Origin of the sequence: Rodentibacter myodis (genome assembly GCF_001999305.1) — a bacterium.
GTDB lineage: Bacteria > Pseudomonadota > Gammaproteobacteria > Enterobacterales > Pasteurellaceae > Rodentibacter > Rodentibacter myodis.
The window spans coordinates 77,210-100,782 of sequence record NZ_MLHQ01000008.1 but is presented as its reverse complement, the minus strand read 5'-3'; the positions used below and the strand labels follow the sequence as shown (position 1 = coordinate 100,782).

The window sequence follows — 23,573 nt, the reverse complement described above, 5'->3', positions numbered from 1 at the left end:
TTACGATTTTTTTCCCTTTTTGGCATAGTCGCACCAATGATTTTATTTATTGGAGCGACTATGAAACCCGTAAAATCCCTCCTTCTTTTTTCTTTTGTTTCGCTTTCGTTGAGTTCTCCGGTGTTAGCGGATTTAGCCCCTCAAAATACCCCTTTAACAAAGCAAATCACTTCTCAACCCCAAATATCAACTCAGCAACAAACACAAATGACGTCTTCAATGGAGGATAAATGGACAGAGTGGGGATTGACCGAGCAGGATTGGCGGCAATATGAAACGCTGATGAAGCAAGGCGCACGAGGTATTTGGACGCCTAATATCGATCCCTTAACCGCACTTGGTGTTGAGGCGAATACCGAGGAAGAACGTATGCACTATGCTCGATTACTTGCCAAAAAAGAATTTGAGCGGGCAGAAAAAGAGATCGCTTTCCAGATTGCTTACACAAAGATTTTTAACGAGTTATACCCGGACACTTTACCATTTAAAGTGGGCGATAGTCAGATCCAATCAGGTAATATTCGGCGAATTATTTATTTCACCCGTATTGATTGCAAAGCGTGTGTGATCGATATGATGAAATTACTGAATTATGCCGGCGATACACAAGTTGATATCTATGTTGTAGATAGCAAAAAAGATGATAGCAAGATTCGGGATTGGGCGTTAGCAAATCATATCAATGTTGAAAAAGTCAAAAAACGTCAAATTACGTTAAATCACGACACGAATTTGAGTTGGGCGAAATATGCGAAGGGAAAAATGCCGGCGGCGTTCGGCATTGATGGAGAAGGGCAATGGATAAGTCTCGCTTATTAATAACGTTTAGTGTTCTTCTTTTTTTACCGTTGGTTGCACAAGCCCGATTTGAAGGATTTGGACGTGAAATTGATGGTTACATCAAAGAATCGGCAAATCGCTATCAGGTGAGTGAAACGATGTTACGGGGACTGGTTAAAATTGAAAATGGTTGGACAGGAAATATCTCGCCTACCGGTGCCACCGGGGTTGGACAATTTACGGTAGGAACCTGGAATTTTCTCGCTAATACCGTTGAGGGATACCGTATTGGAATGCGTCCGATCACGGCTAAAAATCGAAATACCCGGTTCGATCCACGTCATAATCGCTATATCAATACCTTGGCAACCGCACTTTATGCTCGCTGGCATTTAGAAAAATTTGCAGAACGAGGTATTAAGCCCACAGATGAAAATCTCTATTTAGCGCATAACATTGGTTTAGACGGTTTACATCGTGCCATTTTAGGGCGTTCAACTGCTGAAGATATCCGAAATATGCGACGTAATGGGATGAAACGTGGAATGTCCGTGAAGCAATTTATTGCTTATCAAAAAGGACGGTATAACAGCCATAAATCGATTGCCAATTTTATACCGGTTACCCAAAAGGAAACTGAAATGGTATGGGTTAAGCCACGATATGAGCAAAAACCAAAAATAGGATCAATGTCATCATTACATCAAAGTACGGTCAATAACCCGTCTATTATTTGGATTGAACCATCAGATGCTCAAATGACTTGGGTTAATCCAACAAAAATGTAGTAGGAATGAAGATGTTTAAAATACCATTATTTTTTCATTTGAGAGATCATATTTTTCCGTTTATACGTCAAGTTGTCATCATGACAATAAATGCTTTTGTTGTCTCACTCGCCTTCTATGGCTTCTTTTGGTTATATCGTTTTTTACCGGTGAATTTTGAAACAACCTTATCAGAGCTCGCTGTAATAAAACCTAATACGGTTGAGTATCGCCGGTATTTTATGGATTTGTATCGCTTTTGTTTATCCGTTGGAGTGTTTTTTGTTCTCACTGAAAAGATTGTGCGTTTCGTTTGTTCTATTTTCTTTCAAAAAGAATATGAACAAGGTAGAAGCTATGGAGGAGGCGTCGTTATCCATAGAAAAATGACCCCTCAGGATATTCAATATGTTGGCGCACACGAAGCCGGTCATCTTTTGGTTTATGCCGCATTAGGTCAACTGCCGCGGTCTATGAAAGTAGAAGTGAAAGAACATACTGATAGCACAGCAAGTCTAGGGTATGTTTCCGCTTTTACTGCTAAACGTGTAACACAAAGTCGGTTATTTATTGAATGGGAAATGCTCACCTTACTTGCCGGTCGTGAGGGCGAAAGTATTTTATTGCAGGATAATTCGTTAGGCTCTATTTCTGATCATGGTGAATGGTTCAATCGCGCTAGCGTTTATTTAAAAAACTATTTTGAAGGCATCTTTTATATTGCGCCATCGTCCCGGTTTGAGTTTGAGGCAAACGAAGAAAAATTGAGTACCTTAAAAGCGAAACAAACGCAGCTATTACAAGCATATTTTCATTTAAATTTACCTGTCTATAAGCAACTCACATCGATGCTAATTGATAAAAAGATTTTATATGGCCACGAAATTATTCAATTTTTTCAGCAAGCGCATATTACCTTTCCGGAAGATTTTCCTTTTCCATTTGGTCGTTTTGAAAAATTTAGTGATGAATGGCATCAGAGCGAAGAGTATCGCGAAGTAAATGATAAAGTGGAGAGATGATGAGGACAAAAACAATGAAGAAATTAAATCATTTTTTATGGGGCGGATTACTCCTTTCTATGTCTTCATTTGCAGAATTAGCGGTGATTGCCGATTTAGGTGGGGAAAGTGCGGTCAGATTTTATGAGGCTATTCAGCCGGTACATACGCAAAATGCGCCGGTTCATCCTCATGCTATTCCGGGAGAAATTTCTGAAAATATGCTACTTCCGGTGGTATCGCATAAGTGGACGGTTGGTCAAGTTGAGTCAAAACAAGTTAATTTACCCGGTGCAATGCCTCTTTTCTTAATTGGTGCTGATGAGGTATCAAAACAGTGGTTAAAAACACATTATCAAGAGTTGGTTACACTTTCAGCGACCGGCTTGGTTATTAATGTCAATACGCCTGAGGAACTGGCTCAATTGCGTGATTTAGCACCAAAGTTACCTCTAATGCCGGTTTCAGCGGACTCGCTTGCCGATCGTATAGGTATTAATCATTATCCCTTATTAATGACGGATTCTCAGATAAGTCAGTAGGTCGAGGGCAAAATATGAGTAATAAATACCTGGTTGAAGCATTATTACGTCCGCCTGTTGAATTCTATACCACGGCCGTTTGTGCGATGTCTGCCGGACTTTGTGCTTATGCCCCTTGGGCGGTCGCACTACAACCTCACGTCGGTTATGGTTTGGCGACAGGATTTGGTTTAATTGGTGCTAAACGTGCACACGAAGGATGGCAAATTGTACGTTATCACCGAAATTTAAAACGTTTACCCCATTATGCATTATCCAGTAAACAAATACCGGTGTTAAAACGAGATCTCTTTCTCGGTAAGGGATTTCGTTGGCAACAAAAACATACGCAACGATTACATGATTGTTTTCAGCAATCGGCTGAAAAATATATGCTTCCTTCAAAGACGTTTACTTGTGTACGTGAATTCGAAAAAAAGCATCGTGATAGCTTGATTGCCAAACTGACTTCAAAAGACAGTCGATTTAATCCATTTAGACCGTTACCACCGGTTGAAGGGATTCCGGCAATTCACGGGATTGAATTAAATGAGACGGATGTAACGGTTCCTCTCAGTAGCCGTGTTGGTCATATGTTAGTATTGGGGACGACACGGGTTGGAAAAACACGACTTGCCGAAACATTTGTGATACAAGATATTCATCGCGGTAAGACTTTTGATGAGCGGGAAGTGGTGATATTTATTGATCCGAAAGGGGATGCGGATATTCTTAAACGGATGTACGCCGAAGCGAAACGTGCAGGACGTGAGAACGAATTTTATGTTTTTCATTTGGGATGGCCCGATATTTCTGCTCGCTATAATGCGGTAGGACGCTTTAATAAAATCACCGAAGTCGCCTCACGGATTTCCGGACAACTCAGCGGTTCAGGGAATTCAGCCGCCTTTAAAGAATTTGCTTGGCGATTTACAAATATCATTGCACGTGCCTTGGTTGAACTGGGTCGCCGTCCGAACTATGAACAAATTGCCCGCTATGTGAGAAGTATTGATTCACTTTTCCTTGATTACGCAAAATTTTATTTTGACCGACAAGATAAAAAAATTTGGTTAACTATTCTTGAAGCCGCCGCTAAAGTTGATCCGAATAAATCATCACTCCCGATGCGGGGACGTAGTCCGGAAGTTATTGCGGTCGATCAATATATTCGAGACCAACAAATTTTTGATCCCGTCCTTGATGGGCTATGTAGCGCGGTACGCTACGATAAAACCTATTTTGATAAGATTGTGGCAAGCCTATTACCGCTATTAGAAAAACTAACATCAGGTAAAGTTGCCGAGTTACTTTCCCCTGATTATTCGGATATTACCGATACGCGCCCGATCTTTGACTGGGAAGAAGTCATTCGTAAACGTGGTATTGTCTATATCGGGTTGGATGCATTATCGGATTTAACCGTGGCTTCTGCCGTCGGTAATTCGATGTTTGCTGATTTGGTTTCGATGGCCGGCCATATTTACAAATTTGGGGTGAATGACGGGTTGCCTCAGCAAGCCAATGCGAAACAAAGTAAAATTGCGATAAATGTGCATTGTGATGAATTTAATGAGTTAATCGGTGATGAGTTTATTCCCCTCATTAACAAAGGCGGTGGTGCGGGTATTCAAGTAACGGCTTATACGCAAACTATCTCTGATATCCAAGCCCGCACCCAAGATAGAGCCAAAGCAGGACAAATTATTGGTAACTTTAATACTCTTGTGATGTTGCGGGTTAAAGAACAAGCCACAGCGGAAGTTTTAACGAAAAATCTCCATGAAGTGAGCGTGCTGGAAGTGATGGCGCTTTCCGGCTCAAACGATAACACCAATCCGGGATCATATGAAGATTTTGGTTCAAATACGAGCGATCGGGTGACGGTGAAATCAAAGCCGATGCTTTCTACCGCGGATATTACTAATCTACCAAAAGGACAGGCTTTTGCCTTAATTGAAGGCTCACAGCTGTGGAAGATTAGGATGCCACTGCCGGTTGAAGATAAAGATGATATGATGCCTTCATCTTTACAGCAACTTGCCGATTATATGCGCAGTAATTATCAATCGACGGATTCTTGGTGGGAAGGTGTACATGATTATCAGCCGAATAAAGAAGCGATAGAAGCGTTTGAACAGCTTTCCAAAATGCAATTACATTAAGAGAAAAGTATGATGACAACAGAAAAAACAAAAATTGAAATGCGAATTACAGATATACCGGATTGTTATGTGAACTTAGATATTGATATGGGCGCGCCTCTCGGCGCATCTTCATCAGGTCAATTTGACAATGAGCGTCTTATCTTTTTTGCAGAAACGATTTTTCCGGCGTGGCAAACACATCAATGGTCTTTGCATCAACTTGATCGCTACCTCGCTCAATATGGTATTGAAATATGGAGCCATGATGAAAACATTCCGTCAGAGAACGAATTACCGGAGGGATATTTTAGTTTTTGGTTGCGTTTCACCCAAAAATATCCCGGTAATGTACTGGTTCAGTGTCAGCGACTTTCCCAACAAAGGGTAAATTAATGGCGGAAAAAGAACAAGAAAATCGCTCCCCAAAGAAAAAGGAATTTCTTCCCTGTAAAATAATTGGCACATTAATTTTTTCACTCATCTTGAGTATTCTCATTGAGTGGGTTGGTATTGCCTTTCAGTACTGGGAACCACCCGGTTATTTACACAGCAAATTGGTGATGCAAAATGAGTTTAAGTGGTTTTCAACCGATTTCCAACAAAGTTTGCTATATAGCTCGCCGGTTCAATTTGTCGAGTATATTATTGAACTTGTTCACTCTTGGTTATTTGTGAAAACCGGTATTCAAGGCTGGTTAAATAATCCGTCAAATTCGGACTGGGGAGCCTGGGCGTACCATTATCTACGTGACTATGTTGAGTCAGGACTTTATGTCATTATTACTTTCATTATTCGCTTAATGATTATTGGACTCACCAGTCCGTTATTTTTGCTTGCTGCTTTAGTGGGGGTTGTTGATGGATTGGTTCAGCGGGATTTACGGCGTTTTGGTGTCGGTCGGGAATCGGCATTTAAATATCATCATGCGAAAAGAGCGGTTTTCCCTGTGATGTTATTGGCCTGGATACTTTATCTTTCCATTCCCTTTTCAATTCATCCGAACTGGATTTTAATTCCCTCCGCTATTTTTTTTGGATTACTGATTTCTTTTACTGCCGCCAATTTCAAGAAATATTTGTAATCAACCAAAGCCCACTATATCGGGCTTTTTTAAGATAAACTCTCCAATTCCTCAATAGGATTTTTCATTACAATCCCTTCCTAAATTTTGCATTATTTCTTCGCAATAAAATTAACTTTTGGAGCAAGAAATTTATGCGTAATTATGCCTTCATTTTCCTTTTTTCATTAGCGTGTTCTACGGTGAGCTATGCCGATGAAACTGGGGAATTAGAACAAGCAATGAGACAATTGGAATCGGCTAAACAAGCCTTAGTACGTGCCCAAAAAAGTGCGAATGCCGGGCTAAAAAGTCGCCTCTATTTTGACTATCAAAAAGCGCATCAAGATATTAATACCGTTAAGCAAGGGATTAATCTCTATATTAACGGTGATCGCGCCCAACCACGCGATCCTCGCAAACTTAAAAGCCTTTCCGGTTATTACGATAAAGTCCGGAAAAACTAACTATGTCGGACAAGTCATCTGTAGTTCAAAATGCTTTTAAAGCCGGTTCAGGTGCGACACCTTACGAACTTCATACCCTAATCATAGGCGTGATTTTTGTTAGTATTTTCCTGGTCTTGGCGTATATCTGGGGAAATGCATTTAAAGATTTGCGGGAGGGGAACATGAAGATGAGTACCTTTGGCAGTTTGATTGGGCGTGGCATCTTATTTCTTTGCATTATGGGCTATTTTTTATTGCATTAGGTTTATTTTCAATATTAAGGAACATCCAATGAAAACATTCGTGAAATTGAAACAATATGGTAAACAAGCGGCACTTGCCGTTCCATTACTGGCGTTACAAACCGGAAATGCATTCGCTACTGGCGGTAAAGGTATTCCTAAAATGGACGCTCCTAGTCGTGGAGAGGGAGCCGGTATTATGGAAACCATCAAAAACTATGGTTATGATATTGCCACCTTATTAGGTTTACTTGCTTGTTGCTGGGCATTTTTTGTCGTCGCAGGTTCGGCGATTGAAACCTTTAGAGAAGTGCGCGCCGGTAAAAAAACATGGGGCGAATTCGGTATGATTTGCGGGGTAGGTGTAGGACTTCTTATTGTCATTATTTGGTTAATTACCAAAGCGACGGATATGTTATAAGGATATCCCATGCAAGAGCATTCTCATTCAACCATTACCTTTCTCCCTGAGCGTATCAATCGCTCACCTACCGTCTTTCGGGGAATGACCATGACTGAAATTTTTGTTGTTGCAGGAATAGGAGCCATTGTTGGTGCTGTAATCGGTTTATTGGTAGTGCTCTTATTTGGTCTTGGTCTGTACATCATTCCGGCAGTTGCTCTCCTTTTAGGTTGGGGGAGTATTCGTTTTGGCGGGGGATATATCGCCCGCTTAAAACGAGGAAAACCTGATGCTTGGTTTGAGCGATATATCCAATTTAAACGCGCTCCATCAAAATTCATTGCAGAAGAAACACACTGGTCAATTCATCGTTCCCACAAAAAAGGGCATTTCTAATGAGTATATTGAGTCGATTTAAAAACGCGTTAAGTAATGAGCGCGCCCATGTTAATTCCTTGCGTTTAGTGATTGTGGGACTTTTTATAACCTGTCTGGGATTAGGTTATGGTTGGCACAAATCACCGGATAACTTGACTATCCATGTGCCGCCTGATTTACGCTCGGGCTCCACAAAAGCTTGGTGGGAAATTCCGCCGGCTTCCGTTTATTCCTTTTCTTTCTACATCTTTCAACAATTGAATCGTTGGCCAACCGATGGACGAACCGATTACAAAAAAAATATTGAAGTACTCAGCGCCTATTTCACGCCACAGTGCAAAAATTTTTTATTGGAAGATTATGCTAAGCGAGATGCCTTGGGCGAACTTCGCGATCGAGTTCGTGGTGTCTATGAAATACCCGGACGAGGATTTTCAGAAAATCGCGTCACCGTTAATAGTGCCGATGACTGGGATGTCACCCTTGATTTAAGTACGGATGAATACTTTTTAGATAATCCGGTAAAACGCGTTTTAGTTCGTTATCCCTTGCATGTTGTGCGCTATGACGTAAATCCGGAAGCGAATCCTTGGGGACTTGCCATTGATTGCTACCGTAGTTCTCCAAAACTCATTGAATACCGCGAAAACAAAGAACAATAGTAGGTTTTGTATGAAAAAATCAGCACGTTTACTTAAAACACTCGCCGTTTCGACCGCACTTTTTTCTGCCTTTTCCATTCGGGCTGAAATTTTAATGCAGTGGGATAGAACGCCCCTCGCCATTGATCTTGTTACAAATAAGGAACGAATTATTTTTGTCGATAAAAATGTACAAGTTGGGATACCGCAGCACTTACAAGGAAAATTGCGAGTGCAAAGTATGGGCGGTGCCGTTTATTTTACCGCATTGGAGCCTTTTGATTTAAATCGAATTCAATTAAGGGATATGGGAAATGGGCAAAATATTTTGCTGGATATGAAAGCCATTGAATCATCACGTAAACCGGACAATATTCGTATCGTCTTTGATGAAGCCGTACAGTCTAATCATCCCGATGTTAATCAAACCGATGTATCTGACACAAGCGGTGATGAAATCAATCAAGTACGTAGTGCCTTGCCGGTTCCCGCAGCACTTGTCCGTTATGCAGCCCAGTCTCTTTACGCCCCGTTACGAACAGTGGAACCCCTACCCGGTGTTCGACGGGTTGCGATGAAGTTACCTAAATCATTGCCGACATTACTCCCCAATTTAAAAGTTCGCGCAACACCGCTTGAAAGCTGGGGATTAGATGGCATGGTCGTTACGGCTGTAAAAATACAACACTTAGCGCCATTTCGAGTGAATTTAGATCCTCGCTATCTTCAAGGAAACTTTTATGCAGCCGCTTTCCAACACGGATGGATAGGGGAATATGGTTCGCTTAACGATACAACAACGGTTTATTTGGTCACGGAGGGCGATGTGAGCAAAGCCATCATTCCAAGCAACCTCAAAACGAAATCAAGTACGAAAAAACTTGTGAAGAAAACCGTTACGGTGCCCGCGCAATAGGAGGTAAAAGATGGCCGAAGTCAAATCAAATAAATTACTTAAATATGGTGTACCTCTCGCAATATTTTTCTTTATTGCGGTAGCTGTCATTATTACTAAAAAAGCCAAGCAAGAAGAAATTTCTGCAACACCGGACAGTTCAGTCGTTTTTGACTTAACGGATGAAGAACGACGTGACTTAAATCTGAAAGATGGGGATACCCCTCATGACACGCTTAAAACGCTTTTGAGTGAAGTGAAAAAAGCAAAATCGGAAATGGAAAAAACACGCCGAGAAAATGCGGCTTTAAAAGGTAATTCCGCTGAGATAAATGCACGAATTAATGAAGCGGTGCAAATACGTCAAAATGAGATTGAAGCGTCATTCCAAGCTCAGCTCAATAATATGCAACAGAAACTTGAATCTATGATGTCCGGTTCAGAACAAACGACAAGCCCGGTGAATTTGGGGAATCAAAATAATAGCGACTTACCCATTGGTTTAGGGAATGAAGGAAAAAATATTGCACCGGTGATGAATAGTGGCGCAGTAGGCGCAGATGGGATGCTCTGGGTTGCTCCGGATGATATGCAGTATAAAGACCAAAGCGGTAAGACGGTCGATGCGGGTGCAACCGGTGCGATTCCCTCTTTCCCCAATCTTTTCAAAAAACTTGATGAATCTATTGTGGGAAAAGCAGCGGATGATTTAACGGGAAAAAGACGGGTTTATACCGATAAAGCTAAGGCGACACCTTATTATACGATTCCGGCTAATGCCACACTTGTCGATGCGGTAGCAATGACAGCACTGATTGGGCGTATACCTATTGGAGGAGCGCTTACTGATCCCTTCCCTTTTAAAGCTATCATTGGACGTGAAAATTTGATTGCCAATGGTATTGAATTACCGGATGTGCAAGAAGCGGTGATATCCGGCACGGTGAGTGGCGATTGGACTCTGTCTTGTGTACGAGGAACAGTCACTTCGATGACCTTTATTTTCCAAGATGGACGTATTGTCTCATTACCTCATTCTCAGCGTGAAAATGGCAAAGCAGGAAAAAATTCAGAGGATGGATTGGGTTGGTTATCAGATCCTCAAGGGGTGACTTGCATTCCCGGCGAACGTAAAACGAATGCACCGGAATATCTTAGTACACAATTTGTATTGTCCGGCGCAAGTGCGGCAGCACAGAGTTTAGCGCAAGGTCAAACAACCACAGTTGTTGATGGCGGTTCGGTTGTGGGGGCTGTGACAGGGCAACAGGGTAAATATATTTTGGGACAAGGGCTTGCCGGCGGATTAAATGAAACCGCGACCTGGGTCAGAGAACGGTTTGGTCAAATGTTTGATGCGATTTATGTTCCACCGGGTAAAACGATTGGTATCCATATTACTAAAGAACTTGCAATTGATTATGACGAGGCTGCAAGAAAAGTGAAATATAACAATGCCTCAACCCGTAAACATTTAGACTAAGGAGACAATATGAAAATGCGTTATTTAGCCCCATTTTTGACCGCACTTTTCATCACCGGTTGCTCAACTTCACAAAAGGAATTATTACCCACCGGTGATCGTACGATGGCTGAAATTTGGAAAAGTGGCGGTAGTCACGTACAAAGTGGTGTGGATGAAGCGCGTGAAGCACTTGATTCATCACGACCGCTTGAAATGAAAGAAGGAGAAAGTGTCGCGGAGGAAAATAGTCGTTACACCCGAACGGCTGAAAATGAGGTCACGAATTTATTTCCTCGTCTGCCTAATCCGGATATGACACTTTATGTTTTTCCGCATTTGACGGACTCTGCCGAACAATTACCGGTACCCGGTTATACCACGGTTTTCCCTTTTTATGGTCGTATTCAATACGCCCAACCGGGTGAAAGAACGCGTGATTATTAGGAGGGGAAGATGTTCGGTTTCTTAAAATCCAAATCCGATAAACGTCGGGTTAAACCTAAAAAAATGCAGGAAACGGTTGAAACTGAGGAATTGCCTGAAATGCCTCAAGATCAACTTGAAGCAACGGAAAGCGTCCCGCCTTTTATTAAACGGCGTGGCGATTATACGGTGGCAGACCATTTGAAACAATATCAACCGATACCTTCTTTCGTCGATAAGCTTCCTTATGTCGAATATTTAGATAAGCAAAAAATCCTATTACTTGAGGACGGTCGTTCTGTGGGGGCGGTTTTTGAATTAACCGCACTTGGAACGGAAGGGCGTTCTAAAGATTATCTTGATGAAGTGCGCACAAAAGTATGTCATGCGATTCAGGACAGTTTTGACGAACTTGATCATCATCCTTGGGTGGTGCAATTTTATTGTCAGGATGATGAAATTTCTATGGAATACCTTGATATTTTACGCCGCTATATTCGTCCTAATGCACAAGGTAGCCGTTTTTCAGAACATTGGCTCGATATTATGGCAAAACATCTCAAAGATGTGTCCAAGGAAGAAGGGTTGTTTGAAGATAAGGCGGTAACCGGCACCATGTGGCGGGGTAAGCAACGTCGTACCCGTATGGTGATTTATCGTTATGTCGAGAGTCACTATGATTTGGATATGGCAGTTGAGGATCTGGAATCCACTTGTGAAAATGCGACCAATGCGTTGTTAAGTGCGGGGATTTCTGCAAAGCAATTGGATGGGTATGAGGTACACCAATGGTTATTACGGTGGTTTAACCCAAGACCGGAGCTATTTGAAGACAAAGAGGAATTCTACCGCACTTGTCGTTACACTCAAAAACAGACGGCTGATCCACAGGATGTGTATTTGGCAAATGATTTTGCTGAAACCTTATTCGTGCAATCGCCACGTACGGAAGAACATTACTGGTATTTTGATGATCTCCCGCATGAAGTCGTGGTTGTGGATTCATTTCGCCGGGCACCGGAAGTGGGACATTTAACCGGAGAAATCCAACGTGGAGATAATATCAATGCCCTATTTGATTTATTGCCGGAAAATTCAGTAATGGCGATGACGGTGGTGATCTATCCGCAAGATTTGCTTGAAAATCATTTAGTCACCATTAGCAATAATGCGTTGGGTGATAATACCGAGTCCAAATACACAAAATTGGACTGCGAGGAAGTAAAACGTTATCTCAAAGATAAACACAAATTATACCTTTCATCTTTAGCATTTTATTTACGGGCGGAGGATAAAGTTGAGTTAAAACGTCGAAGCCGTAAATTACGCTCAATATTGCAAACTACCGGATTAGTGCCGGTTCGTGAAGGCAATGAAATCGCGCCATTAAGTAGTTACTTGCGTTGGCTCCCCATGTGTTTCAATCCGGAGGATGACGCTAAACGTCTTTATACGAAGTTTAATTTCGTGCAGCATCTTGCCAATTTAATGCCGGTATTAGGGCGTTCAATTGGCACACGTCACCCGGGAATTACTTATTTTAATCGTGGCGGTGCACCATTGGATTTTGATCCGTTAAATAAAGACGATCGTGCTAAAAGCGGACATTGTTTAATCCTCGGCCCAACCGGGGCAGGTAAATCAGCAACACTGAATGGCAAATTTGCACAATTAATGGCAGTTTACCGACCTCGATTATTTATCATTGAAGCCGGTAATTCTTTCGGGCTACTTTGTGAGTATTTTCAACGTTATGGTATCACCGTCAATAAAATCTCGCTCAAACCGGGCGGTGGCGTGTCCCTCCCTCTTTTTGCCGATTGTTACAAATTGGTTGCCGATCCGGATATTCAACAAAAACAACGGGAATTGTCCGAGCAAGTCTTGTCCCCTGAAGGGGATTTACCTGCGTTGAAAGAGGAGGAGCCTGAAGTTGATGATAACGATAATGAGGAAGGCGATGCACAGCGTGATATTTTAGGCGAAATGGAAATGATCGCCCGTATTATGATCACCGGCGGGAAAATTAAAGAAGACGAAAATATGACGCGTGCGGATGAAGCAATGATCCGTAAAGCCATTCTTTTAGCCGCAGAAACGACCGTAGCGGAAGGACGTACCACCTTAACACAGGATATTCGTGATGCGTTTTACACCTTGAGCAAAGATGAAACCTTACCGGAAAGACGTCGTGAGCACGCCTACGATATGGGGGAAGCTATTGGGTTATTCTGTCAACCGGGGAGTTTTGATGCTGAATTATTTAACCGGGAAGGGGAAATCTGGCCGGAAGTTGACGTGACATTAGTCGATTTAGCGACACTCGCTCGTGAAGGGTATGAAGCGCAACTTTCCATCGCTTATATCTCTTTAATCAACCACATTAATAACCTTGGTGAGAAGTATCAATTCTCCGGTCGCCCTATCGTCAATGCAACCGATGAAGCGCATATTATTACGGTCAATTCAATGCTTGCCCGCTATAAAGCCAAAGCCGGGAAAATGTGGCGTAAATTGGGGATTTGGCTCTGGCTTGCAACTCAAAATATGAAGGACTTCCCGAATGAAGCGGAGAAACTCCTCTCTATGATTGAATGGTGGGAATTGCTTTGCTTGGAGAAAGATGAAGTCGAGCAGGTCAGTCGCTTTAAAGATTTGACAGCGGAACAACAATTTTTACTGCTTTCAACGAAGAAAGAGAACCGTAAATATACCGAAGGTGTTGTGTTGGCGAAGAAAATGGAAGCCCTCTTTCGGGTTGTGCCACCGAGTTTATATTTAGCACTCGCGATGACAGAACCGGAAGAGAAAAAAGAGCGTGCCGACATTATGAAAGAATATGGTATTTCTGAATTGGATGCGGCGTTAAAAGTGGCTGAAAACATTGATAAAGCACGAGGTATCTATGCTCACTAAATCAAAAACAATTTTTCAATTATCTGCCTATCAAACTAATATTCAAGCCCTTAAAGCAACATTGGCAGAGCCTCACTTAAGTCAAATTAAGGCATTGGTTGCACATTGTCAGAGAAAACTAGGGCCGTTACAGGATGTCTTGCTACACCCTTATCGGGTAAGCCAAACCAATTATGTCAAACTCACCCTAATCGGCGAATTAGGAAAACTCATCTTTACATTTGAGATAGCCGGTTATACCGAGTATCCGGTTATTCAAGCGCAGAGCTTTCGTCTGCATTTGTACGTGGTTGATGCGGCAGATTGTTATTGGTTTATCGAATTGCTGAAATTTGAGCTATCCACAAAATCTGTGGATAACGCTGTGAGAAATAACCAAACTCCTGCAACAGAGAAGAACGATGATGCGTGATGAAAAAATAAGCAAATCATTTTCGTGGATAAAAAGTGCGGTCAAATGGGGGGTGATTTTATTTATCGTGATAGCACTCTTCATTGGATTTGCCGCACTTTTGATGACGCATAGTGATAGCGTACTGACGCTGCTTTCAAGTGTACGTCATCATCGCTTTATGTGGTTGGGGATTCGTGGCGTTATCTACGGCATTTGTGCGATTTATCTCTATCGAATTTACCATTTGGCCAAAAATGAAGAAGATAAACGTGCCTATCGTCGCCTCATTCGGGCCGTTGTGATTTTATTTAGTACGATTGAGCTGTTTCAGGCATTTCGAGGATAAGTAAGATGTCCATTTATTTAACGGTTGATAGTTATTATGAATATTTTTTAACGTTACTTGGTTGGATTATCAGTAACGGCATTTGGGATTTAATGGTTGATACCGGTGCCTGGGCGATCCCATTTCTTGTGCATATTATTCGCTTGTTTATCAAAGCCCGTGAACAAGGGGATGATGAAGGAAATAAAGGTAAACTTCTTGCGGCGTGGATTGAAAATGCGATTTATGGCAGCCTAATTGTGATGGTTTTCACCTGTATACCACTTTTTAACGTATCTTATAGCACTTTACAATTTGATACCGAGCGGATGAAAGAATGTGGTTATACCGTGCGTAAACCCGGTGATTTAGGAATGAAAGGTTTGTCGTCCGAATTAAGTGGGCAAACAGCCTCTCTCCCACTTTGGTGGGCGTTTATGTACACTATCGGCAAAGGATTTACACATGGTGCCATTGCAACTATTCCGTGTAAACCGGATTTACGGCAATTACGTTTTGATGTACAACATACTCGAATTAAAAGCCCGATTTTACGTCAAGAGATCCAACAATTTGCAGAAGATTGCTTTTTGCCCTCTAGAGCGAAAGTAAGACGTCAAAAAATTGAGTTGGATGAAGCACAATCTCGAGATCTAGATTGGATTGGTTCAAGTCTTTTAGTCAACACGCCGGGATTTTATGATCGATATCGTGCGAAAACACCCCAACCTTTTTGGCCGTATGAATTACCACGTGATGATGCGTTACCCAATACTGGAAACGGAGGCTATCCAAGTTGTAAGGTTTGGTGGTCAGATTCTGATGTAGGTTTACGCAAACGCATTATTGATACGGTGGATGATGATGTATTCTTGCAGTTGAGAAAAGCTGTTTCTGATGATTTGTATAGTAGTGGTGTTGAAACCATTATTCGTAGCGTGGTACGTTCGTCAAATTTATATGTATCAGGTGGTGAACCGATTTATCAAGGATATGGTAATAATATTGTTGGGGCCGGTGGTGAGTTTGCTCCGGTTCAATGGATGAAAAATGCCTTTGCCGGAACGGTTTCGGCAGCTGGTATTGCGGTAGCTGATGTGGCGGCATTACCCGGTTTTGATGCAATGCGAGAAGCATTACCTATGGTACAAGGACTTTTATCTCTTGCAGTCATTATTGCTATGCCTATTGTGATAATTATGGGGCTATATAGTGTAAAAGTGATGATGACATTAACTTTTGTTCAATTTGGTCTCTTTTTTCTATCGTTCTGGTGGGAGCTTGCACGATGGTTAGATACCTGGCTGATTGATACATTGTATAACAGTAATACATATTCAAGTTCCGAAACTTGGCGTGAAGCGGCATTGAACTGGAATTTTTCAGGAATACTTAATGAAAAAGACGGCTTGATAGTGAAATTGGTGATTGCAACGATGTTCTTTATTTTACCCGCACTCTGGTTTGGTATGATGTCTTGGGCGGGATTAAAAGTCGGTGGGGAGTTGGCCGGTGCAATATCTAAAAGCGGTAATAATACTGTAAATCAACAAACTCAGAAGGGAGTTGATAAAGGAATAAACGAAATTAAAAAATAAGAAAATAAGCCACCTGTTTTTAGGTGGCTTATTTTTATTTGGCGTTATTTTAGCTAATTATTTTTATTATAGTAGTAATAAACATTGAAGTAGTATGATTCAAAATTTCTATAACCAGCAAATTTGAGTATCAGAAATGTTAATCCCAAAATAAACGCAAATACAGCAATAATAAAAGAAAGATACAAAGCTATAAGAATAACGGTTGCAACTATCGCACCATAAACAACTTTTAGTGGTTTAGGATGTTGCCATTTTTTAAAACGGAATAAAATATATTTAATCGTATAGAAGGCGAGGAGATAGTATCTCCATAGTTGTCTTTTTTGAGGAAATTTCATAGTCCGTCCCTCCGTATCAATTAATAGCGTTTTTCCCTTTCTTCTTTATCAATGAGAAAAATGCTTTGTACTGTTTTAAAATGAGCGTTCTTTCTTCCTGTCAAATAATCACTCTTCCCAAATTTATATCCTTTAATAACAAACTTATTTTTTTCAAATTTTAAATAAGCCAACACTTGCTGTGGTTTTTGTTTTAAGAATATTTTTACAACAGATTTATTTTTTTTATAGGTTGAATTTATCGGATCTGAGAGTAATTCGTCAAGTTTTTGCTTGCTTTTTACACTTAAAACAGAGTGATATATGAACCTAATAAAATTGTTTTGAAAGTCAATATTAATCATATTCAATCATATTCAATCATATTCTTCATGCCAAGCAATTCACTTAGTTCACCACCGTTTATTACTTGTTGAGCGACATTCTCTAATTCTTCTATGCTCATAGCCTGCTTAGACTGTGGGTGACTATCCCAATATTTTTCTTCGTTACTAAAAAATAGCTGTTCCTCCGGTGTGAGAGAATGTATACCGATTAAATCCCCTTTATTTTCCGGTATAGTCTCTTGTTCAACTCCAAATTTGCTATTCAGAAATTCATCAAAAAAATCTTTAATTGAGATTCCCTTGAGTGACGTATAGGTTTTTATCTGTTTTTTACGTAATTCGGAGACTTCGAAGTTTAATCTCACTTTTTTCTTTGATGATACTGCTGTGATAGCGACCATAATTTATACTCCTTATATTTCGTTGCCATCATATCATGCAGACAGGGAATTATCAAATTATCATTTGATAATGATTTATTCTTCTAAAAGCTCGCTACTTAGCTGTAAAGCTTTTTGCATAGTAGTATTTGGATATGGAGAGGAAATTAATGCCTTTGCGAAAACGTTCTGATCATTGATTGTCAAATGAAGTGTATTATGTTTCCTGATGGTTTGTTTTGCTACCGATAATGCTGAGTTGACAATGAAATCGTCCAAGCTCAGACCTTCAAAGAATGCTGCTTGTTTTAGTAGTAAATGATCCGCTTGATTTATTTGAACCGTAAATTCTATTGTTGTTAATTCTCTTTTTATCATAACTTATTTCCCGAAAAATTAATTGTGTCTATTTTTCAAAAGATAACATACTTAATCGTATAAGAAATTTTTTCTAAAAAAATAAGCGACAACTGTCGCTTATTCTATCTGGAATACAATGTGCTTTAAAATTAAGGTGATGTTTTCATACTACCTTGTTCAAAGTGATGCACTAAGCCACTCGTTTTACATGAAACCGTATCCATCTTATCCCCTTTAAAGATATAAAGTGTTGGATCTTCTACTGCTTTTGAACCACGAGGCTGTACAAATTCAACCACATAACGCACGCCATTATTTTTTAATTCTAACGAATGGGTAATAAAGCCCGAACCGGTCGCAATGTAGGAATTTTCATTTGATAGCACTTGTTTCGCCGAATTTTTGAAAAGCGTTTGCCCGTAACTAAATTCGTAGTTACTGTCAACTTTAACAATTTTCAACGGTGTACCCTCATTTGTTGTACAGGAGAAAATGGTATTATTGGCAGCAAAGGCAGGAATAGCGCAGGTGCTGAGTGTAAGGATAGTTAATAATTTTTTCATAGATGCTCCTTCTGTTATATGTTGTTATAGACCTAAAATATAATCCGCTTCTTGGTTGCGGCGACGTGCATTTACGCCATTATTGTTACTTTGGCGATTTCTCACTGCATTTGCTAAATCATTCATATTGCCTGATTGTACCGAACGTTTAGCCGCCTCGGCAACATCTTGTGTAACATGACCATAATTATATGCGTAGGAAGTTAATGCTGCTTGTGCATTGGGTGTCAGTTTATCCCACACTTCAGCACTCACATTGCGTTTTGCGGTATTCGCAAATTCCTGTGTTCTACGGGCTAAATCTCGTTCTGCATCAGCTCTGTCAATGCGCATTCCCGGTGTGACTTTGACAACTGTACCATCGGCTTTTGTAATCGTATCCGAACCATAACCAACTCGATGTGCATTGACATCCCAGTAGGCTTTATCACGGTATCCTTCAAAATTTTTGAGGAGCCCTGTGGCTTGTTCTAAGGCACTACCGACAATAGCCGGCACTCGGTTATAACCCGATGAGGTATTTATGCCCGAACCGGAAGAATTTGATGAGCTTGCACCATTATAGCGGCCATTAATATTACCTAGTCCGCCTGAGGAACGATTGGGGATAGGGAGGATAATTTCTCTGTCTTTTGCACCGAAGTTGCGTCCATTGCGATTATCTATACTATTTGCACCTTTCTCTTTAGTAAGGTTTCTGAATTTGTTATCGGAATCGTCTGCACTGTTACTTTCAACCGCACTTTGCATATCATTAATTCGGTTGTTTAAGATGGCGATGGCAGTATTGTTGATAAGTGATTTTTGAATATCCATCTCAAGTTTAATTTGTTCGATTTCGCGATCAAGTGCGGTCAAATTTGCCGTTAATTCTTCTTGTGCAGCGGTGCTTGCACTGACATTGGGTTCCCGCATTCCGGCAAGGATCATTCGACGTGCAACAAGAGCTTTTTCAATCGTTCTGGATATGGCTACTTCTTGTGAGAGGCGGGTTGCCAGAATAGACGCATCAGGATCTTCACGCAGGGATTCGATAAGACTCCGCGTGATCGGCATTGTACTGGAACTAATATTGGCTAATTGTGCACCGGTGATATTGTCGCTATTTAACACATCTTGAAATTGTGTCATCACATTGATGGTTTCATTCTCAATTTTCGGTGCTAATCCCGTACCGGCTTTTGTTGAAGAAGGCGTGCCACAAGTTTCACAGGTGGAGAGCGATTTATCACCGAGTACATCGCGTACCCATTCGGCAGCTTCTTCCGGGGAACTCCATTCGGTGCAAAGCATACCATCACATTGTGTTTCCGGGACTTTACTGTTATCTAGAACATTTCGACCTTGTAAGATATTGAAACCTGATTTAACGACATCTTTCAGTGCTTCAATACGCTCTTGATTTTCACCACCTTTCTTTTCTCCGCCAATCCACGTTTGGCCCTTTTTACCGAGTTCCTGCTCTGATTTTTTCTTCGCTTTTTTAGCATCAGTTTCAGTTGAGACAATATTTTTGTAGTTCTCAAGTTTTGCCGCTTCCAGCCATTTGTTATCCATGACATGATCAGCGAGTTTAGAAGACATTTCTTCACAGCTTGTTTTTAACGAATCAAAGTCAATTTTCGCTTGGTACATGCCATTTGAGAGAATATCGTAGAGTTGTGGATTTGCCCTTTGTATGATCATGGCAGGCAGGCTTGCAACGGCACCGGTTGCGGATTCAATAACATTACTGTAAAGATCTTTAAATCCTTCGGTAATACCGTTTAACTGGTTTTTGACGGTGGTTTTGATATCAAAATTACCGCACATCAGATTACTTTTCCAACCTAAACCAATGGAGTATTCATTCATTCGTTTTTTAGAAGTCGGAGGCATAATTGCTGAGCCACCGCCTATTTGATAGAACACTTTGTCAGAAAGTACCGAGCCTTGTACATAGTTTGTTGCAAAAGTAGTATTTGAGCTAAGACATACACCGAGAAGCAAGCCATATGCTATTGGCGTTAATTTCATTTTCATTAATTTGTTTCCTTCATCATTTCTTTCAATTAATAACTCATCCAATCTACACTACCAAGAAAGGTTTGACCTCGGCGTTTACAGCAGGCATAAGGTCGCCACAACGCCCAACTATAACTTTCTTGATTTGAGAGCTTATCGCCATAAGTATCTGTTGCAGAACCATCCGGAAAAATAGCACAGGAATTTTGGGTTTTAGGGCTTAACATTTGCCATTTATGGGTCTTTTTATTCCCCTCTTTCACTTCTCCCGGTGGCCAATAACCGTCTCGTTGTTTTGCCGTTGCGGGCAGGTAAATATGCAATTGACCGTCACGGCTTACAATATCTGCGATACGCTGGGCAACAACTGCTGCCGCTTTATAATCATGCACTTGTGAAACATAGCCGCCACGTGGAAATAAGTTTCCCCATAAATCGCCATTACTACGAACTTCACGGATACCGGGAGTAACCGCTTCCGGATAGAACATTTCCGGCATGTTGTAACGCCAGGCAAAATAATCGAGTGCACTTAAAAAGTAGGGAACGTAAGGTGTGGTTTGACTTTCACAGGAATAGCCCATTGAACTTATCATATTCAAAAATAGTCCACCGGGATGGCCAATTGCCTCGGCATTTTTAAATGTTAACTGCGTATATTTACCTTGCGTGAGGGATTGATATCCACCGCCTAGTGCGCCTTGATTAAGCATTTTCATCTCAGTCCAAGGGCTTTGATTGTCGTGGTTATAGGCAGAGACAACCATTTCCGGGATAAAATGATGGACTTTTGTCGAAGTGCGTACTTTGCAGCCGAACTTTGTACAAAAGAGCCAATAACACATTCCAACAATTTTATAATCGGCACAACTGAGTGAGGCAGAAGAGGCCGCAATCGTTGCGGTGTTTATTGTTGAACCTTCAATCGCATAAGTAGTAGGTGATAGTGTTAAACTTGAAAACGCAAGACAACAGGTGAGCGCTGAAACGGTCAATATTGAATGTTGTTTTATCATTCTCTCCCTCTTCTAAAAGTTAATGGTTTGTCGATAACGTTGAATAGCGCGTGCTATATCGGTTTCGCCATAAATAACCGCTCTTTTTCCGGTATCCGTATTGGTAAAAAGCACAGCCGGCACCTTTGTAATGCCATTTTTCCATCCTTCCGTGACACCAATATAAGCTTGAGCGAGTGCCTGTTCCGTTTTTTTCCACTCGATCGTTTGCATTTTTTGGCGAATCTGATTTTCTGCAATTTGTGGATTAGCACTGAGTTGATGACTGAGCTGTTCTTCGAGAAGCTCAACATCATCTAAATAGTAAATGTGGGCTGCCAGTTGAGCATTTTTTATAGGGTAATAATGCGTAGTATAAGCATTGACTTCTACGGAAGAAGGCTGTGCATAAGCATTGATAGTTTGGGATACCATCAGTAATAAAAGTGAAATTTTTCGCATAATTTAGGCAAAATAAAAGAGCATTTTGGGTACGCTAAACTTAAGAAGTTTGGTGAAAAAAAGAAATGAAAAACTCTATTCAAAATGGGGAGAATTAAATTCTCCAAGAGAAAAATTTAATTAAGAATTGAAGCAGATTATAAAAAACCGATAATCGCGATGAACTTTCACTATCGTTGATAGTAAAGCAGACAACCGGAATCTAAAAGGTTGGGTACTCACTGCGGTGAGTATGATTCCAAAATGTACCTCAGCATTCTGAAAAGGTCTCTGCCGTTGGCAGGAATGCGTTTTATACTCATCTTAACCGTCCATTAGGGAGCGCGATTCCTAATGGGACGAGCTTTCTTTTGGACTTCTTTATACGTTATAAGGAGTTCATTATGAACAATTCACCATCTGTTGAAACATTCAACCCATTCACTGAACCAAAACCTCATACCGGTTTTTTTAGTCGGTTAATTGGTAAAGCGGTTGTTTCTGCTCGTCATAAAATTTCAGGCGTAAGCCGAAGTATTCACCAAAGTATTGAAGATGATGTTGAAAGACGTCTTCTTGAACAAGGTGAACATTTTGATGAAATTTATCGTTCACGAGAAATTGAACATGAGCAAGAATGTTCAAAACTCAAACGGAGTAAGTTAAAAACCGCCGTAATGATGTTATTCATTGGTATTGCCATTGGCGCATCAGTAATGGGATATTGGTTTTTCACTCACTGATTTAACCTTTCGTTTTTTCCTTGGAGGAAATAGATTTCCTCCGGAAGTGTATTTCCTCGTATTATTTTGGAGAAATACAAATGAACATTTCACTCCATCAATCTTGTCTGGATGTTTTTAAAAGTGCAGAGGGAGAGCCTCATCGTGATGCTTTATTTATGAAAGAATTTTCTGAGCAAGCACACCTTGCTTGGGAAACACGAGAAGACGGACAGAATATGACCCGTTTTCTCTTCGCACTTCCAAAAGAACACGGACAACATTTTCATTTTTTTACGGTTTCATTACATCGTCATCGTAAAGATTTGATTAATGTAAGAGGATAAATGGGACTTGGTGTCTCGTTAGCGTATATTGAAGCGATGGTAACATCGCTTCAATTATAAAAACACACCACTTGATATTGGTTGATACCATATTTACAATAAGTCTATATGGTATAGCACATCAGGGAGATTTTACTATGGCAATGACCATTCGTTTGCCCGAACAATTAGATTCACGCCTAACACATTTAACTCAGCAAACCGGACGTGCAAAATCTTTTTATCTGATTAAAGCACTTGAAAGCTATTTAGAAGATATGGAAGATTTATTACTGTCTAATGCAGTGCTTGAACGTGTACAAAGTGGAGTGGAAAAAACTTATACAAGTCAAGAGGTCAGAGATGCAATTAAATTGGCACGTGAAGTATGCTGACTCTGCATTAAAGCAACCCAAAAAACTTGATAAGAAAAATCCGCAACTTGTAGAGCAAATCTTAGATTATATGGACGAAATTGCTAAATTGACGGATCCTCGCTCTCGTGGCAAGGCATTAGTCGCTAATTTAGCAGGTCGCTGGCGTTACCGTGTAGAAAATTATCGGATTATTTGTGAAATTGAAGATAATCAACTATTAATTACGGCATTGTCGGTCGAACATCGTTCAAAAGTCTATCGTTAATCTTTCACATTGATTTCAGGTTACTGAAATTTACAACAACTTTGACCGCACTTTTTCGTGTTGGCAA

General features: G+C 40.7%; 31 protein-coding genes. 23 read left to right on the top strand and 8 right to left on the bottom strand.

Going from position 1 to position 23,573, the window contains the following annotated elements; translation table 11 throughout:
- Nucleotides 1–60: 60 nt before the first annotated feature.
- The 19 genes from BKL49_RS02860 to BKL49_RS02770 all read left to right on the top strand — a co-directional run bounded on the left by BKL49_RS02860 (nt 61) and on the right by BKL49_RS02770 (nt 16,406).
- On the top strand, nt 61–819 hold the full coding sequence (locus tag BKL49_RS02860; RefSeq protein ID WP_143530795.1) for a TIGR03759 family integrating conjugative element protein: 759 nt from the start codon (nt 61–63) through the stop codon (nt 817–819).
- Complete coding sequence (locus BKL49_RS02855) at nt 798–1,568, top strand: lysozyme family protein (RefSeq protein WP_077423120.1); 771 nt, start codon at nt 798–800, stop codon at nt 1,566–1,568. Before BKL49_RS02860 ends, BKL49_RS02855 begins: the two co-directional genes overlap by 22 nt.
- An 11-nt stretch (nt 1,569–1,579) precedes the next feature.
- On the top strand, nt 1,580–2,569 hold the full coding sequence (locus BKL49_RS02850; RefSeq protein ID WP_077423119.1) for a hypothetical protein: 990 nt from the start codon (nt 1,580–1,582) through the stop codon (nt 2,567–2,569).
- 14 nt (nt 2,570–2,583) lie between these two features.
- A complete protein-coding gene (locus BKL49_RS02845) occupies nt 2,584–3,090 on the top strand; it encodes an integrating conjugative element protein (protein WP_077423118.1) in 507 nt (168 codons plus the stop codon).
- A 14-nt stretch (nt 3,091–3,104) separates the two neighbouring features.
- Complete coding sequence (gene traD / locus BKL49_RS02840) at nt 3,105–5,234, top strand: type IV conjugative transfer system coupling protein TraD (RefSeq protein ID WP_077423117.1); 2,130 nt, start codon at nt 3,105–3,107, stop codon at nt 5,232–5,234.
- Between the two features lie 9 nt (nt 5,235–5,243).
- A complete protein-coding gene (locus BKL49_RS02835) occupies nt 5,244–5,609 on the top strand; it encodes a hypothetical protein (protein WP_077423116.1) in 366 nt (121 codons plus the stop codon).
- On the top strand, nt 5,609–6,298 hold the full coding sequence (locus BKL49_RS02830; protein WP_077423115.1) for a TIGR03747 family integrating conjugative element membrane protein: 690 nt from the start codon (nt 5,609–5,611) through the stop codon (nt 6,296–6,298). Before BKL49_RS02835 ends, BKL49_RS02830 begins: the two co-directional genes overlap by 1 nt.
- 134 nt (nt 6,299–6,432) lie before the next feature.
- Entirely contained in the window at nt 6,433–6,744 is a 312-nt protein-coding gene (locus BKL49_RS02825; RefSeq protein ID WP_077423114.1) for an integrative conjugative element protein, RAQPRD family, read from the top strand.
- A 2-nt stretch (nt 6,745–6,746) separates the two neighbouring features.
- Nucleotides 6,747–6,989: a TIGR03758 family integrating conjugative element protein gene (locus BKL49_RS12860; RefSeq protein WP_077423113.1), complete on the top strand. Its 243-nt coding sequence runs from the start codon at nt 6,747–6,749 to the stop codon at nt 6,987–6,989.
- Nucleotides 6,990–7,017: 28 nt separating this feature from the next.
- Nucleotides 7,018–7,389 (top strand): TIGR03745 family integrating conjugative element membrane protein, encoded by a 372-nt coding sequence (locus BKL49_RS02815; protein WP_077423112.1) that lies wholly within the window; start codon nt 7,018–7,020, stop codon nt 7,387–7,389.
- 9 nt (nt 7,390–7,398) lie between these two features.
- On the top strand, nt 7,399–7,767 hold the full coding sequence (locus BKL49_RS02810) for a TIGR03750 family conjugal transfer protein (protein WP_077423111.1): 369 nt from the start codon (nt 7,399–7,401) through the stop codon (nt 7,765–7,767).
- Nucleotides 7,767–8,411, top strand: coding sequence for a PFL_4703 family integrating conjugative element protein (locus BKL49_RS02805; protein WP_425271859.1), 645 nt, complete (start codon nt 7,767–7,769; stop codon nt 8,409–8,411). Before BKL49_RS02810 ends, BKL49_RS02805 begins: the two co-directional genes overlap by 1 nt.
- Before the next feature lie 10 nt (nt 8,412–8,421).
- Nucleotides 8,422–9,306, top strand: coding sequence for a TIGR03749 family integrating conjugative element protein (locus BKL49_RS02800; RefSeq protein ID WP_077423110.1), 885 nt, complete (start codon nt 8,422–8,424; stop codon nt 9,304–9,306).
- A gap of 10 nt (nt 9,307–9,316) precedes the next feature.
- A complete protein-coding gene (locus tag BKL49_RS02795) occupies nt 9,317–10,768 on the top strand; it encodes a TIGR03752 family integrating conjugative element protein (protein WP_077423109.1) in 1,452 nt (483 codons plus the stop codon).
- Between the two features lie 9 nt (nt 10,769–10,777).
- Nucleotides 10,778–11,194: a TIGR03751 family conjugal transfer lipoprotein gene (locus BKL49_RS02790; RefSeq protein WP_077423108.1), complete on the top strand. Its 417-nt coding sequence runs from the start codon at nt 10,778–10,780 to the stop codon at nt 11,192–11,194.
- A gap of 9 nt (nt 11,195–11,203) precedes the next feature.
- Nucleotides 11,204–14,089, top strand: a complete 2,886-nt coding sequence (locus BKL49_RS02785) for a conjugative transfer ATPase (RefSeq protein ID WP_143530794.1) — start codon at nt 11,204–11,206, stop codon at nt 14,087–14,089.
- Nucleotides 14,079–14,501 carry a hypothetical protein gene (locus BKL49_RS02780; protein WP_077423107.1) on the top strand — a complete coding sequence of 141 codons (423 nt, stop codon included), beginning with the start codon at nt 14,079–14,081 and terminating at the stop codon, nt 14,499–14,501. Before BKL49_RS02785 ends, BKL49_RS02780 begins: the two co-directional genes overlap by 11 nt.
- Nucleotides 14,491–14,829: a hypothetical protein gene (locus tag BKL49_RS02775; RefSeq protein ID WP_143530793.1), complete on the top strand. Its 339-nt coding sequence runs from the start codon at nt 14,491–14,493 to the stop codon at nt 14,827–14,829. Before BKL49_RS02780 ends, BKL49_RS02775 begins: the two co-directional genes overlap by 11 nt.
- A gap of 5 nt (nt 14,830–14,834) precedes the next feature.
- Nucleotides 14,835–16,406 carry a conjugal transfer protein TraG N-terminal domain-containing protein gene (locus BKL49_RS02770; RefSeq protein ID WP_077423105.1) on the top strand — a complete coding sequence of 524 codons (1,572 nt, stop codon included), beginning with the start codon at nt 14,835–14,837 and terminating at the stop codon, nt 16,404–16,406.
- Nucleotides 16,407–16,459: 53 nt separating this feature from the next.
- Here BKL49_RS02770 and BKL49_RS02765 read toward each other — a convergent pair whose 3' ends face one another.
- The 8 genes from BKL49_RS02765 to BKL49_RS02730 all read right to left on the bottom strand — a co-directional run bounded on the left by BKL49_RS02765 (nt 16,460) and on the right by BKL49_RS02730 (nt 21,837).
- Nucleotides 16,460–16,747 carry a hypothetical protein gene (locus BKL49_RS02765; protein WP_077423104.1) on the bottom strand — a complete coding sequence of 96 codons (288 nt, stop codon included), beginning with the start codon at nt 16,745–16,747 and terminating at the stop codon, nt 16,460–16,462.
- Between the two features lie 20 nt (nt 16,748–16,767).
- Complete coding sequence (locus tag BKL49_RS02760; protein WP_077423103.1) at nt 16,768–17,091, bottom strand: hypothetical protein; 324 nt, start codon at nt 17,089–17,091, stop codon at nt 16,768–16,770.
- A gap of 2 nt (nt 17,092–17,093) precedes the next feature.
- On the bottom strand, nt 17,094–17,474 hold the full coding sequence (locus tag BKL49_RS02755) for a hypothetical protein (protein ID WP_077423102.1): 381 nt from the start codon (nt 17,472–17,474) through the stop codon (nt 17,094–17,096).
- Nucleotides 17,475–17,549: 75 nt separating this feature from the next.
- The gene (locus tag BKL49_RS02750) at nt 17,550–17,831 is read right to left on the bottom strand and encodes a type II toxin-antitoxin system TacA family antitoxin (protein WP_077423101.1); all 282 of its coding nucleotides are present in this window, start codon (nt 17,829–17,831) and stop codon (nt 17,550–17,552) included.
- Nucleotides 17,832–17,962: 131 nt separating this feature from the next.
- The gene (locus BKL49_RS02745) at nt 17,963–18,376 is read right to left on the bottom strand and encodes a hypothetical protein (protein WP_077423100.1); all 414 of its coding nucleotides are present in this window, start codon (nt 18,374–18,376) and stop codon (nt 17,963–17,965) included.
- 24 nt (nt 18,377–18,400) lie between these two features.
- Nucleotides 18,401–20,398, bottom strand: coding sequence for an integrating conjugative element protein (locus tag BKL49_RS02740; RefSeq protein WP_077423099.1), 1,998 nt, complete (start codon nt 20,396–20,398; stop codon nt 18,401–18,403).
- A gap of 29 nt (nt 20,399–20,427) precedes the next feature.
- Nucleotides 20,428–21,396: a TIGR03756 family integrating conjugative element protein gene (locus BKL49_RS02735; protein ID WP_077423098.1), complete on the bottom strand. Its 969-nt coding sequence runs from the start codon at nt 21,394–21,396 to the stop codon at nt 20,428–20,430.
- 12 nt (nt 21,397–21,408) lie between these two features.
- Nucleotides 21,409–21,837: a TIGR03757 family integrating conjugative element protein gene (locus tag BKL49_RS02730; RefSeq protein WP_077423097.1), complete on the bottom strand. Its 429-nt coding sequence runs from the start codon at nt 21,835–21,837 to the stop codon at nt 21,409–21,411.
- Nucleotides 21,838–22,220: 383 nt separating this feature from the next.
- On the opposite strand from BKL49_RS02730, the gene BKL49_RS02725 reads away from it, so the two are divergent.
- From BKL49_RS02725 to BKL49_RS02710, 4 genes are all read left to right on the top strand, one after another.
- Complete coding sequence (locus BKL49_RS02725; protein ID WP_077423096.1) at nt 22,221–22,559, top strand: hypothetical protein; 339 nt, start codon at nt 22,221–22,223, stop codon at nt 22,557–22,559.
- 80 nt (nt 22,560–22,639) lie between these two features.
- Nucleotides 22,640–22,885 (top strand): hypothetical protein, encoded by a 246-nt coding sequence (locus tag BKL49_RS02720; protein WP_077423095.1) that lies wholly within the window; start codon nt 22,640–22,642, stop codon nt 22,883–22,885.
- Between the two features lie 137 nt (nt 22,886–23,022).
- Nucleotides 23,023–23,259 (top strand): type II toxin-antitoxin system RelB family antitoxin, encoded by a 237-nt coding sequence (gene relB / locus BKL49_RS02715; protein ID WP_077423094.1) that lies wholly within the window; start codon nt 23,023–23,025, stop codon nt 23,257–23,259.
- Nucleotides 23,228–23,506 carry a type II toxin-antitoxin system RelE family toxin gene (locus tag BKL49_RS02710; protein ID WP_077423093.1) on the top strand — a complete coding sequence of 93 codons (279 nt, stop codon included), beginning with the start codon at nt 23,228–23,230 and terminating at the stop codon, nt 23,504–23,506. The genes relB and BKL49_RS02710 overlap by 32 nt, the downstream gene beginning before the upstream one ends.
- Nucleotides 23,507–23,573 lie beyond the last annotated feature (67 nt).